Genomic DNA, 12,399 nt, shown 5'->3' with positions numbered 1-12,399 from the left:
TTTAGAGACGGCGCTGTGCCAAATGGAGCTAGCTCCGTTTGTGACCTCGAGGAGAGCGCGACCTGGGGTTTTAGGGGCGGCGCTGCGCTAGATGGAGCTAGCTCCATTTGGCACTCCAGTTGGTACCCTGAGTTTCGCACGGCCCCGGCGCGTTCATCGCGGGACGCTAGGGAACCGAAACCACGAAGGCGCTAGACTATGCAGCATGACGATGCAGCCACGCCCCAATAACCCGATCGAGCGCCGCAAGCAGGCGGTGCGCACCTATAGCCGCAACGCCGTGTTGTGGGCCGGCGGCGGTGTCGTCGGCGGCATCGCACTCGGACTTATCTTCAGCTCCTGGGCCATTCTGGCCCTCGGCCTGGTCGTGGCCGTGGTTGGCGGTGTGGGCAACTGGATGAAGATACAGAAGATCGTCAACCACAAAGACGTGTACTAGATGACCCAGCCCGACGGGAAAGCGGTGCGGATCGACGCCTGGCTGTGGGCCGTCCGCATCTTTAAAACCCGCACGTTGGCCGCCGAAGCAGTGCGCGCCGGGCACGTGAAGCTCAACGGCCAGTCGGTCAAGCCTGCCGCCCAGGTGGTGCCGGGCGATGAGGTGCGGGTGTTCAAGGACCACCGTTACCGGGACCTAGAGGTCACCGCGACGGTACGTAAGCGGGTGGGTGCGCCGATCGCGAAGCAGTGCTACGTGGACCATTCGCCGCCGCCCCCGCCGATGGACATCTTCGCCAGTATGCCGAAGCGCGACCGGGGCGCGGGACGGCCGACGAAGAAGGAACGCCGCGAGACCGACCGCCTGCTTGGCCGACGGCGCTGACACAACGGCGCTAACCCGCCGAGCGCAGCTGCTCTAAACGCTTGGTCAGACGTGCTTTGCGTACCTTCGGCCGGTTGCCGGAATCCCAGGTGCGTTCGATGTGGTCGGTGCCGTAGCGGTTGAGCAACAGGTCGTCGACAAGCCGCACCTGCCCGGGCACGAAGGTGTAGGCCAGGCTGTTGGACACGGCCTCGAGATCTGCGGGGTTGATCAGCTCCGCGACCTGGGAGACCCGCTCGAGTCCGTGCGCGCGCAACAGTTCGTTGAGGAAGCGATAGTCGCTCGCGCGCGAGAGCGGGTAGCGGGAGCCTAGAAGCACGGTCAGGATGCCGGGCAGGGTCTCCGGGGCGATCTGAGAGTCCTCATCGGTTGTATCGCCCGGCTGGAGGTCAGTCAGGCTCGCGATCTGGTCGAACTGCTGGTCAGCCAGCTCGATGAGCCCGGCGGCCAGGGTGAAAGCGCGGTCGACCTGCGGGTCGACCTCGCCGGTGGAGCGCTTGTAGCGCACGTCGTGCTCGAACTCGGCCCACGCGTGCTGCAGCACGGTACGGATCTGCACCTCGAAGGCTTGGCCCACGTAGTCTTCCAGCCCCTCGGAAGTTTCCTGCACGCGCAGCACGAGGTGGTGCGAGCCGTAGCCGAACCCGCCGGCCACGCGCGTCTCTTCGGCCTTGTCCACGCTGCGCAGCACCTCGAACTCCTCGGCGAGCAGCCGCTGTACCGCTGGAATTTCGGTGGAGTGCAGCACCGTAATCCGGGTGCCGATGATGTCTTTGATGTCGTTCCACGGGTCCGGGTACACCGGCTTGCCGTCGCGCATCTTGCGGGCTTTCTCTTTCAGCGAGGGCCACGTTTTCACGCGCGCGTCGACTCGATCAAAGTTCACCGCGGCGTCGCGCATCAGCTCGTGGAGTGCGTGGCGGAAGCTTGTCGCCGCGTCCTCGTGTGCATTGATCCAGCTGAAATAGGTGTTGCCAAGGCTGGCGATGGTCGCGTCGTGCGCCTTCTGCTTCGCGCTTTTCGAGCTCTTCGCGCTTTTCGACGCGGCGCCATCCGCCCCTTGCCGCTTTTCTCGATCCTTAGCCATCAGGGGCTACAGCATACTCGCCCTTACTCCGATTCGGCGCGTACCAAAAGCGCGACTGGCAGCGTGGCGAAAAGTTGTGCCACCTCCGCGGTGCCCGAATACGTGGTGCCGGTCATCCGGTCGAGCCACACCCCGGGCGGTAGCGCCACGGAAGTGTCGCCCCATCCGCCGGTGCGGGCAAGCTTGAGCGGTTCGCGGGTTGCCAGGCCGATGACCTCGGTGTTCTCTGGCGCTTCGCCGGTTGCATGCCCGCGCGCCATGCCGACGAGGTGGTGCTTCGCCTCACCGGTCGCGAATACGGCGCGGTAGGTGCCGGATTGGAAGACCTCGGCCAGCTCCTTGCGCAGGCGCAGTCCTTCTGCGGTGACGCACTGCTTGGCCCAGTCGGCGGCGTCGGCAAGCGCCTCTGGCGAGGGTCCTTGCTCGCCGTAGAGGAAACGCGCGAGCGAGAAGGCCGTTTCTGCGCGGGCCCCGTCGTACTGCTGCAGCGCCTGGGTCCGGGCGGTGTAGTCCACAAACGCGCGGTTGTCCGGGTCGACGAGTGTGAGCTGCATGAACTCCTGGCCCTGGTAAGTATCCGGGATGCCCGGTCCCACCAGCTGCAGCAGTTTCCTGCCCAGGCTCACCTGCACCGCGCCCGGGTGCAGCTGCTGGACGAACTCGGTGAGCTTGGCTGCCGCGGGGCCGTAGAGCACGGCGTCGACCCAGTCGATGACGCGGTGCTCGTAGCGCTCGTTCTGATCAAACCAAGTGGTGTGCAGCGCTGCTTCGCGCACCGCCTTCAGCGCATAGGCATGCAGGCGTGCTTGCAGCGCGTCGGTGATCTCCCCGTTGTAGGGCCAGACGCCCAGGATGTTCTGCAGCAGGAAGTGGCCCGTGGCGGCGTCCGGCGGCGGAACCATCGCCATGACCTGTCGCACCAGCTCGGCGAAGTCGTTGGCGACCTCCGCAAGCTCGAGCATGCGGGCACGGGTGTCCTCGCTGCGCTTGGTGTCGTGGGTAGACAGCGACGTCATCGCCTGCGGCCAGAGACTCGCGCGCTCGTGCTGCAGCAGGTGGAACTCGGCTGCACCCACACCGAAGCGCCCCGGCGCGCCGCCGACCTCCTGTAGGGCAACGAGCCGGCTGGCGCGGTAGAAGAGGGTGTCCTCCACGCCCTTGGCCATCACCGCGCCGCAGACCTGGGCGAAGCGGTTTTTGGCTTCCCCGGAGGCGAGGAATGCGGAGGCGATGAGGTCGAGTGCGCCCCGGCGCGACGGGAAGCGCTTGGACATCTCCGCGATCACGGTAGAGGTGATACGGGACAGCGAGCGGTAGTCCGCGCGGTAGACGGGCATGGCGGCGACGAGCTCGATCACGGTCGCGGCGAGTTCCTCGTCGGAGACGGTATCCCGCGTATCCGAGTCCGCGGCCGCAGACTGTACCGGCTGCGCAGACACCGCCGATGCTGCTGAGAAGTTATCGCGCCGGATGGCGCGTACGAGGCGGCGTACCTCTGCGGCGAGCTCGGAGCTGGCGACGTCACGTTTGAGCTGCTGTGCGCTCGCAGCAATCGCTTCGTCGTCCCAGGTAGAGCCGGACTGCTGCAGCGCCAGCATACTGAGTGTGTCTTCTGCGGAGCGGTTGAGGAAGATGCCGTCGAGCTCGCGCATCGCGTCGTAGCCGGTGGTGCCGTCGACTCGCAGGCGCGGGTCCAAAGGCTCGTCAACTTCGAGGATTTTTTCCACTACCAACCAGCGGTCAGGCCCGACCAGGTCGCGCAGCCGGGAGAGGTATCCGAAGGGGTCGGTGAGCCCGTCCGGGTGGTCCACGCGCACCCCGTCGAGAAGATCCTCCGCGATCAGCTGGCGCAGCAGGCGGTGCGTGTGCTCGAAAACCAGCGGGTCCTCCTGGCGCACGCCGGCGAGCCCGTTGACGGAGAAGAACCGCCGGTAGGAGATCACCCCGTCGCGCCAGAACATCAAGCGGTAGGCCTGGCGGGCATAGACTTCCTGCGGATCGTCCTCCAGGCTGTCGTAGGAGCCCGGTGCCAGCGGAAAGTAGTTGTCAAAGTAAGCGAGCACGTCCTCGCCTTCGGGGGCAAGGCCTACCGGGAACTCATCGGCGGGCAGGTGGACAAGACGCAGCTGCGTCTCGTCGCCTTCCTTGCCCAGCACCGGCATGCCCAGCTTGCCGCCCGCGCCGTTGTCCTCGTGCCAGTCGATGTCGAAGAAGGAGGCGTACTCGGATTCCTGGCCGCGTTTGAGCACGTCCCACCACCAGCGGTTGTAGCGCGGTACCTCCACGCCCACGTGGTTGGGCACGATATCGGCGATTAGCCCCAAGCCTGCCTCCTTGGCCGCGGCTGCGAGCGCGCGCAGCCCCTCGATACCGCCGAGCTGCGGGCTGACCTCAGTGGGATCCAGCACGTCGTAGCCGTGATTGGAATCCGGCATCGCTGTAAAAATGGGGGAGAGGTACAGGTGTGACACCCCGAGCGTGCGCAGGTAAGGGATGAGCTCCGCGGCCTCGGCGAAACCGAAGGCACGCCCGGAGGGGTCCGCGCCGGGTCCGCGTAGCTGCAAGCGATAGGTGGAAGTGATTGGTTGACGCATGACGTCTCGCTCCTTGTGCGGGCTCGCTTTACTCGCGGCATCTCCGCGGTGCCAGTACTCCCCACACACTGTAGTGAAAAGCGGGCCAAGTAACCGGGGACTAGGTGAAACGCATGGGGGTGCGCGGCGGGACGGCCAACAGCGGGAACCCGAGCGAGTAACGCATGAGGCGATCCCAACCCAGCGTCTGCGCGACCTGGCGCGCGGTGGCGTCGAAAGCAAAGAGCGTGTCGTTCTCGCCCACGTAGTAGGTCAGCTCATGGCGCGGGCGAAGCGTGGCAACAAGGTGCTGGTGAAGCTTCTGGAAGGACTGCGGGTGGGCGAGCCAGCCCGCGGCGGTGTGTCCGCGCGCTTGGATCTCGACCCCTGGCGGCAGTTGCCCGGGCTCCCGACCCACAGCGGGGCGCACCCAGAAGGTATCGGCCAGGCTCGCCAGGTGCGCGCCCACGGCGTTCCACAGCTGGTGCTCGTTAAACCCTAAGTGCCCCACCTGCTGGTGGGACAGCACGCCGTGCCCCTGCGTTTCAAAAACGCAGGCGAGCCCGCGTGACAGGCGCACATACGCAGTCGAGGTGTTTAGGCCCGCGGTGATCCAGGCGTAGGGGCCTACGCCGTAGCGCTCGTCACGCCACGCGAGCCGTGGGATCACAGCACCTGGCGTAAGCGTTGGTTGGTGGGCAGGGGACCAAGTGGTGGTGGTGGAATGCGTCATACATAGTTAGACGCAGCCGAGGCCGTGCCGGTTCCCTCCGCGGGCAAAATTTTTTTAAGCCCGCGAAACCTGTCCTAAAACGGCGGGGTTTCGTCCAATCCGAGCACGTTGAGCAGCTTGTCTGCCTGCCAGATCTGAATGCCCTGACCCTTCTCGTTGAGCTCGTTGGCGCGTTTTTCCTTCGATGTCACCGAGTTCCACGCGCCGACAACCAAGATGGTCGTCTTCTTGGTCACGTTCTTGCCCACCTGGCCGCCGAGCTCGGCAATACCCTTCCACAGCGTGCCCTTATCAAAGGGCTCGAACTCGCCGGTGAGCGTGACATGCTCGCCAAACAGGGCAGAGTCGGGGCTCGCGTCCGGGTTCGGCTCCGGCACGGTATCCGGGGTGGCCACGGACTGCCAGGGCGCGGGTCTACGCTGCGAGCCCTCAGAAGAGCCCCCACCAGCACCCGCTTTTCGACGCTTCGGCCCCGCCTGGTTACTGCCGCGGGGAGCGGCGGCGGCCTCGACCACCGCGCGCGCACCGCCTGCGGCAAAGCGCTCGGCCTGCAACGCACGCTTCTCACCGGAGCGGTCGCGCACCACCGGTGAGACCTTCGCCTGCTCGATGGTGCCGAGGGCGAACCCGGAGTCGTGGACAAAGCCCATCAGCGAGCCGGCGTAGCCGGCCTCGCGGACCAGACCAAGCATGATGCCCGCACACGCCGCCGCATCCGCGCAGGCGTCGTGGTGATTGTCCAGTGGGGTGCCGAAGTACTCCGCGAGCGTCGGCAAGCGGTGGTTGCGCACGCCGAGCTTCTTGGCGCGCGACTGGGCGAGCGTGCACGCGAACACCAGCGGGGGCACCTCGCGGCCGGTGGCGATGCACGCCGAGTGCAGCGCGGAGGCGTCGAACTGGGCGTTGTGCGCTACCAGCGGCAGCTCACCCACAAAGTCGACCAGTTCGTCGATGCGCTCGCGCACCCCGGGAGCGTCGGCGACGTCCTCGGCGCGGATACCGTGGATGGCCACGTTGCCTGGCTCGAAGAAGTTGTACTCCTTGGGCGGCTGGCACAGCCAGGAGACGCGGTCGACCTCCTCGCCGTCGATGATCTTGACCAGGCCGATCTGGCAGATCGAGCCCCAGTGGGGGTTCGCCGTTTCCACGTCGAAGCCGACAAAGCTCAGCCCCGGAACACCGGCGGCACTCCCGCCGGCTTCAACCGTGTCTACCTCGGGGGCCTTGCCCTGACGCGCCAGCTCGAGCAGGTCGACCAGCTCGTCGACCGCGTCTGCCGCGCCGGGCGCGAAACGGATGCGCAGCGGGGTTTCCGCAGTGCTACGCAGCGCGCACTCGACGCGGTACTCGCTCACCCCGTCGCCTGCGTTAACGTGCACCTCGGCGATGTCCTCGACCGCAACGCTGCGCTCGGCGCTGTTGCCGGAAAGGGCGGCGAACAGGGGCGAGGGGCGGACCACCACCTCGGTGTTCGTCACCGTTACCAAGGCACCGTGGGCAGCAATCACGTCGAAAACTCTCCAATCACAGGGGCAAGCACGTATAGGCGGTAGTTTAGCGGGGGCTACGCGGCGTCGATAAGCAGCTGCCCTAGGACATGACCGGCGGCTCGATCTGCTTGAGCACGATCGTCGAGCGAGCAGGCACGGTCAGGGTGCCCTCGGCTTCCGCCGGGGCGAAGCCGACCGGGTAGCCCAAGGGCTCCGTGGTGTCGATGAGCACCTCCCACTTCGCGCCGAACTTCTGCGGCGGGATGCGGAACTGGATGTCCTCGTAGTGGGCATTAAACATCAGCACGAAGGAATCATCCTTCACCTGGCGGCCGCGGGAATCCGGCTCGGTAATGGCATCGCCGTTGAGGTAGACCATCAGCGCCTTGCCGAAAGCGAAGTCCCAGTCTTTTTGCTCCATGAGCTGGCCATCCGGGACAAGCCAGGCGATCTCGCGGTCGAGCACGTCCTCGCCGAGCGCACCACCGGAGAGGAAGCGACGGCGGCGGAAGACCGGGTGGGCCTGGCGGATCGCGATGAGGCGTTTGGTGAAGTCGTGGAGCTCGTCCGCCTCCTGCAGGCGGTCCCAGTTCATCCACGCGATCTCGTTGTCCTGGCAGTAGACGTTGTTATTGCCGCCCTGGGTGCGGGCGAACTCGTCGCCGTGCGAAATCATCGGGGTGCCCTGCGAAAGCAAAAGCGTGGTCAAGAAGTTGCGGCGCTGCTGGGCGCGCAGCTGGCGGATCTCCGAATCATCCGTGGGACCCTCCACGCCGCAGTTCCAGGAGCGGTTGTGACTCTCGCCGTCGCGGTTGTCCTCGCCGTTGGCCTCGTTGTGCTTCTCGTTGTAGCTGACCAGGTCGTTGAGCGTAAACCCGTCGTGGGCGGTGATGAAGTTGATCGAGGCGGTCGGGCGGCGGTCGTTGTGCTGGTAGAGGTCCGAAGAACCGGTCAGGCGCGAGGCGAACTCGCCGAGCGTGGATGGCTCGCCACGCCAGAAGTCGCGCATGGTGTCGCGGTACTTGCCGTTCCACTCGCTCCACAGGGCAGGGAAGTTGCCCACCTGGTAGCCGCCCTCGCCCACGTCCCAGGGCTCGGCGATGAGCTTGACCTGGCTGACCACCGGGTCCTGCTGCACCAGGTCGAAGAAGGTAGCCAAGCGGTCCACGTCCGAGAACTCGCGCGCGAGCGTGGAGGCCAGATCGAAGCGGAAGCCGTCGACGTGCATCTCGGTGACCCAGTAGCGCAGGCTGTCCATGATCAGCTGCAGCGAGTGCGGGTCGCGCACGTTGAAGGAGTTACCGGTGCCGGTGTAGTCCATGTAGTGGTACTTGTCGTCTTCCACCAGGCGGTAGTAGGCCTCATTGTCAATACCGCGGAAGGCGATCGTCGGGCCCAAGTGGTTGCCCTCAGCGGTGTGGTTGTACACCACGTCCAGGATGACCTCCATGCCCGCGTCGTGGTAGGCGCGCACCATGTGCTTGAACTCGGCGACCGCGTCACCCGGGTTCGACGCGGCGGCGTAGTGGTGCTCGGGTGCGAAGAACCCGAAGGTGTTGTAGCCCCAGTAGTTGCGCAGGCCCAGCTCTTTGAGGCGGTCATCCTGGAAGAACTGGTGCACCGGCAGAAGCTCCACCGAGGTCACGCCCAGGTCCTTGAGGTAGTCCACCACCGCGGGGTGCGCCATGCCGGCATAGGTTCCGCGCAGGTTCTCCGGGACCTCCGGGTGGGTCTGCGTCATGCCCTTGACGTGGCACTCGTAGATCACCGTCTCCTCGTCCGGGATGCGCGGGTTGCGGTCATCACCCCAGTCGAAGAACGGGTTGATCACCACCGAGAGCATGGTGTGGCCCAGCGAGTCCTCCTCGTTGCGGCCGGTGCCGGGCTCGTCCGCCCCGGGGTCGTAGGAAAACAGGGAGCTGTGCGTGTCGAAGGTGCCGTCGAAAGCGCGCGCGTAGGGGTCGATGAGCAGCTTGTTCGGATCGCAGCGCTTGCCGTTCGCCGGGTCCCACGGCCCGTGCACGCGGTAGCCGTAGCGCTGTCCCGGGGTGACGGCGGGCAGGTAGCCGTGCCAGACGTGGTTGTCCACTTCCTCCAGCGCTACGCGGGTCTCCGCGCCGTCATCGTCGATCAGGCACAGCTCGACGCGCTCGGCCACGCCAGAAAAGAGGGCGAAGTTGGTGCCAGCGCCGTCGTAGGTTGAGCCCAGGGGGTAGGCGGACCCCGGCCACACGATCGGGGCTTCGGGGGATTGCGATGTCGCTGCAGATTCAGTCATGGGAGACGATTCTAGTCCAATCCCGTCTCCGCGCTCGGCGCGCGCAGGCCCGCCAGGAGCAGTGCCACCCCCGCGGCGTGCTCGTTGGCGGCATCAGCAGCGCTCACCGCCGGGGCCTCGCCCGTGAGCGCGGCCAGCTGTGCGCCAGCTTGGTAGACCATTGCGGCCCCCAGCGTCATGTAGACCAGGTTCGCGGCCGCCGCGCGCGCTTTGCTTGCCGACGCCCGCTCGCCCCACTCCGCACGCACCTGCGCCACAAACACGGCAATGAGCTCCTCGCGCACCGGGGCGTCGGGCTGGCTGAGCGCGGCCAGGACCACCTCCGCGCCGTCGCGCACCTCGAGCACGTGCGCGCGCAGCGAGGCGGCAAGCGCTGCTGTGTCGGTAGTTTCAGCAGTTGCCGCGTCTGCAGCAACGGGCCGCACAATTTCGGCCGCGAGGCTGGCGATCAGCTCCTGCTTGTTCTCTATGTGCCAGTACAGCGCGCCGGGGGCAACGCCGAGGGCGGTGGCAACCCGGCGCATGGAAACGTCTCCCAGCCCGTACTCGCCCAGGATGGAAAGGGCGGCGGCGGTAATCGTTTCGCGGGACAGCTGCATGGCCCTCCATCGTAGTGGTTAGCCAAGGACGGAGTTGGGGCGTTTGGCAGCTTTGTACACGCCGACTGAGAAACGAGTGCCATGTAACCTCACAGAGACCGCTCAGAGAGTTAGCACCTGTAGTGAAACCGTGACCCAGTTGAGCGTTGTTAAGATGGCTTGAAACAACACAATGTATTTGCAACTCACGTGAGCCGTGCGGGTCGATCCACGAACCTGGACTCACGAACCGGCAAGGCTTTTGCGTGAGGCCGGCGTTGATGTGTCGCCGGAAAACAAAGAGAGGTTAGTACGTGAGGTTTTCTACCAAGACATCGAAGGCTGCTGCAGCAGGCATGACCGCGTTGGCGTTGGTCCTTCCGCTTGCCGCATGTGGCTCCGACAAGGAAACCACCAGCTCCGGCCTCTCCACCGCAGCAGAGGCCCCGGAGGCGACCGAGTCTGTTGACGGCGCTGCCAATAAGTCCGAGGAGAACTCGGGCGACAAGGAAAAAGCCGACAAGGAAAAGAACACCGACGGCAAGAAAGAGCAGAAGTCGGAGAAGAAGGACGGCGAGTCCGGCGAGTCCGGTGACGCGGGCGAGGTACCCACGATCGCCAACCCGTTTGCTGACGGCCAGTACGAGCAGGTCACGCACGAGCCCATCGCCGGCGGCCAGGAGGCTTCCCAGGCTGACATTGATGAGATGACCAAGGTGGTCGAGGCCGTTTCCAACCCGGAGTCGCTGGCCAGCTGGACCCGCGTCATCTTGGATAACTCCTGCAAGGCCGTGACCGACCCGGCGATGGAGGAGCTGGAGCGCCAAGGCATGACGCTCGAGTCCGTCGAAGAGGCCGCCCGCATGCAGGAAGAGGCCGGCATGGGCATTGAGCTGCCACGCTCGGAGATCTCGTTGGCGGACGTGCGCGTCGACGGCGACCGGGCTTCCGCTTCGGTTACTGCCCGCAATGATTCCGGCGAGGATACTCAGACGCAGCTCTTCCAGCGCGAGGACGGCCGCTGGAAGCTCTGTAACTAAAACGCGTTGAGTACCGCTGTAACCGTTTCTGCCGCAGGCAGTGCACCTGCGGCGCAGCCCGCCTCCCGCCGCCGAGCACGCGCACGTTTTGCGCGCATCGGGGCCGGGGCGGGCCTTGTCGCGTGCGCGCTCGGCCTTGGCATCATCGCTGGGTTGGGCTGGGCGTGGCTGCGGCCCGCCTACGTGGGCACCACCGCTCACGGCGGGGTGGCCGTTGACCAGATCGCCAGCCCCGAGAACGTGGAGTTCGCGGCACTGGGCTGGTTCAGCCTGCTCACCGCCGTCATTGGTGCCGTGCTCGCCGTGGTTGCGCTCCGGCAGTCTTCCCGTGGCGAGAAACGCGGCGGCGTCGGCACGCTGGTGTGGCTGATTGTCTGCGCGGCCGCGGCGGCCTTTGCTCTTTACACCACCGGCAACCTGGTGATTAGCCTGCAGCAGCAGGGGTTTGCCGAGCTTGCTGACGGCCAGTCGCTGCAGGTGGTGCCGCCGGTCAGCCTTGGTGTGGCCTGGTGCGTGGGTCCCTTTACCGCAGCCTTGTCCTACTGGCTGGCTAACGTGTTCGACTTCCTGTCGAGGGACAGCGCAGGAGACAGCGCAGCCGAAACCGTCTAAGCGCACGTCAGCGCGGCGGGTCGTCGGGGTACTCCTGCGGCCAGTCGATGCAGCACTCGCCCGTGGCTTGGGTGGAGATGTAGTCCAGCATGTCCATGTGGTACCTGTTCGCGTACTGGATGTGGGTGAACAGCTGGGCGGGGGAGACGCCGGCGTCGATAAGCACATGCGAGCTGATCACCACGATGGCATGCTCCGCATCGGAAAACACGCTGCAGGCCTCCATCAGGGTGCGGTCGTTGGCCTCGTTGCATAACAGCGCGAGGTTGGTCGCGTGCTCCTTTGACGGCAGGTCGGTAAACCAGATGCCGTAGACGCGCACCCACTGCCCAATGAGTGACTCCACGGAAATCGACATGCCGTTCATCGTGGTGAGCAGCACGTTGTCTTCGCGGATGCCGTAGACAACGCCGAGGCCGCCGACGGCGTCGCGCAGCATCTGCTCGGTGAGCCACTTGGGGCGCAGCCGTGCCTGCTTGGCAAGGTCTGCGTCGGTGTAGGTGAACTCGTCCAGCTCCGGGGTCCAGTTCCGGCGGGGAGTCTCGGCCCGGTGGCGCCACTTCGGGTGCTTGCCGGTCAGCTGGGCGTAGTCCTGCTCGGTGCGCAGCGGCTCGGGAAGCGGGGCGAAGATGTCCGCTTCGGGGAAGAGACGGTCGAGTTCGTGGACGAGGTGCGCGGTGGCGTCGATAAGCGTGCGCAGCCAGTTGTGCAGCTGCTCCTCGCTTAACCCATCGGAGACGAACGTGCCCGCGCGCATGCGCACGGCGAGCGTGCCCGCGTCGGTGACGCGGTAGCTGGCCACCGGCCCCGGTGACTGCCCGTTATAGGTGTTGAGGATGCGGGTGAGCTTGCTCGATTCTGCAAGCGGCAGCGGGACGCGCAGTTGGCCGTCGAGGTGCAGCGAGGCCGGCAGTTGTGGTTCCATCCAGCAGGTCAAAATGTAGCCGGGCAGGCCGATGACCAGGCGGTCTTCGCGCTCGAGCGGGTCGTAGCCGAGCTCGGCGAGTGCGAGTGCAACCCGCGGAAGCGTCACCCGCGTGGTGAGTCCCTGCGGCTGGCTGTCGTCGTGGTCGGTGTCGTACTGCGGTGTCGCCATTGGTGCCTCCTCGTTGTGTTCGCTGACGGGGCACGCACGGTGCGCTCATGTTGGACCACCCGCACCCCACGCGTGGTCAGCCCGCCCCC

General features: G+C 65.9%; 11 protein-coding genes. 4 read left to right on the top strand and 7 right to left on the bottom strand.

All coding sequences use genetic code 11. The features are described 5' to 3' along the window. Positions 1 to 205 precede the first annotated feature (205 nt). Together CIMIT_RS07880 and CIMIT_RS07875 are read left to right on the top strand one after the other, a co-directional pair. Positions 206 to 439, top strand: a complete 234-nt coding sequence (locus CIMIT_RS07880; RefSeq protein WP_038591400.1) for a hypothetical protein — start codon at positions 206 to 208, stop codon at positions 437 to 439. Then, a complete protein-coding gene (locus CIMIT_RS07875; RefSeq protein ID WP_038591397.1) occupies positions 440 to 823 on the top strand; it encodes an RNA-binding S4 domain-containing protein in 384 nt (127 codons plus the stop codon). It abuts the gene before it with no gap. 10 nt (positions 824 to 833) lie between these two features. Here the strand turns inward: CIMIT_RS07875 and CIMIT_RS07870 are convergent, their stop codons facing one another. The 6 genes from CIMIT_RS07870 to CIMIT_RS07845 form a co-directional block, all read right to left on the bottom strand. Continuing rightward, positions 834 to 1,910, bottom strand: coding sequence for a GTP pyrophosphokinase (locus CIMIT_RS07870; RefSeq protein WP_084674306.1), 1,077 nt, complete (start codon positions 1,908 to 1,910; stop codon positions 834 to 836). Positions 1,911 to 1,933: 23 nt separating this feature from the next. Beyond that, positions 1,934 to 4,504, bottom strand: a complete 2,571-nt coding sequence (gene treY, locus CIMIT_RS07865; protein WP_038591394.1) for a malto-oligosyltrehalose synthase — start codon at positions 4,502 to 4,504, stop codon at positions 1,934 to 1,936. 100 nt (positions 4,505 to 4,604) lie between these two features. After that, a complete protein-coding gene (locus CIMIT_RS12730; protein ID WP_038591391.1) occupies positions 4,605 to 5,153 on the bottom strand; it encodes a hypothetical protein in 549 nt (182 codons plus the stop codon). A 137-nt stretch (positions 5,154 to 5,290) separates the two neighbouring features. Further along, positions 5,291 to 6,724 (bottom strand): 3'-5' exonuclease, encoded by a 1,434-nt coding sequence (locus CIMIT_RS07855; RefSeq protein WP_038591388.1) that lies wholly within the window; start codon positions 6,722 to 6,724, stop codon positions 5,291 to 5,293. Positions 6,725 to 6,806: 82 nt separating this feature from the next. Then, complete coding sequence (gene glgX, locus CIMIT_RS07850; RefSeq protein ID WP_038591385.1) at positions 6,807 to 8,984, bottom strand: glycogen debranching protein GlgX; 2,178 nt, start codon at positions 8,982 to 8,984, stop codon at positions 6,807 to 6,809. Positions 8,985 to 8,995: 11 nt separating this feature from the next. Then, positions 8,996 to 9,583 (bottom strand): TetR family transcriptional regulator, encoded by a 588-nt coding sequence (locus tag CIMIT_RS07845; protein ID WP_038591381.1) that lies wholly within the window; start codon positions 9,581 to 9,583, stop codon positions 8,996 to 8,998. Between the two features lie 293 nt (positions 9,584 to 9,876). Between CIMIT_RS07845 and CIMIT_RS12155 the strand changes: the two genes are divergently transcribed. Together CIMIT_RS12155 and CIMIT_RS07830 are read left to right on the top strand one after the other, a co-directional pair. Further along, the gene (locus CIMIT_RS12155; RefSeq protein WP_141760579.1) at positions 9,877 to 10,602 is read left to right on the top strand and encodes a hypothetical protein; all 726 of its coding nucleotides are present in this window, start codon (positions 9,877 to 9,879) and stop codon (positions 10,600 to 10,602) included. A 6-nt stretch (positions 10,603 to 10,608) separates the two neighbouring features. Next, positions 10,609 to 11,214: a hypothetical protein gene (locus tag CIMIT_RS07830; protein WP_038591364.1), complete on the top strand. Its 606-nt coding sequence runs from the start codon at positions 10,609 to 10,611 to the stop codon at positions 11,212 to 11,214. A 7-nt stretch (positions 11,215 to 11,221) separates the two neighbouring features. Here the strand turns inward: CIMIT_RS07830 and CIMIT_RS12150 are convergent, their stop codons facing one another. Beyond that, positions 11,222 to 12,310 carry a type III secretion system chaperone family protein gene (locus CIMIT_RS12150; RefSeq protein WP_051904888.1) on the bottom strand — a complete coding sequence of 363 codons (1,089 nt, stop codon included), beginning with the start codon at positions 12,308 to 12,310 and terminating at the stop codon, positions 11,222 to 11,224. Positions 12,311 to 12,399: the final 89 nt, after the last annotated feature.

Source organism: Corynebacterium imitans (assembly GCF_000739455.1).
Classification (GTDB): Bacteria; Actinomycetota; Actinomycetes; order Mycobacteriales; family Mycobacteriaceae; genus Corynebacterium; species Corynebacterium imitans.
Note: the sequence above shows the minus strand (reverse complement) of the source record. Positions and strands in the feature narration are given on the sequence as shown.

Excerpts from the sequence above, each read along its gene's own strand:
- treY (WP_038591394.1), bottom strand. The coding sequence starts at position 4,504 with ATGCGTCAACCAATCACTTCCACCTATCGCTTGCAGCTACGCGGACCC.
- CIMIT_RS07875 (WP_038591397.1), top strand. The coding sequence starts at position 440 with ATGACCCAGCCCGACGGGAAAGCGGTGCGGATCGACGCCTGGCTGTGG.
- CIMIT_RS07870 (WP_084674306.1), bottom strand. The coding sequence starts at position 1,910 with ATGGCTAAGGATCGAGAAAAGCGGCAAGGGGCGGATGGCGCCGCGTCG.
- CIMIT_RS07880 (WP_038591400.1), top strand. The coding sequence starts at position 206 with ATGACGATGCAGCCACGCCCCAATAACCCGATCGAGCGCCGCAAGCAG.
- glgX (WP_038591385.1), bottom strand. The coding sequence starts at position 8,984 with ATGACTGAATCTGCAGCGACATCGCAATCCCCCGAAGCCCCGATCGTG.
- CIMIT_RS12150 (WP_051904888.1), bottom strand. The coding sequence starts at position 12,310 with ATGGCGACACCGCAGTACGACACCGACCACGACGACAGCCAGCCGCAG.
- CIMIT_RS07845 (WP_038591381.1), bottom strand. The coding sequence starts at position 9,583 with ATGCAGCTGTCCCGCGAAACGATTACCGCCGCCGCCCTTTCCATCCTG.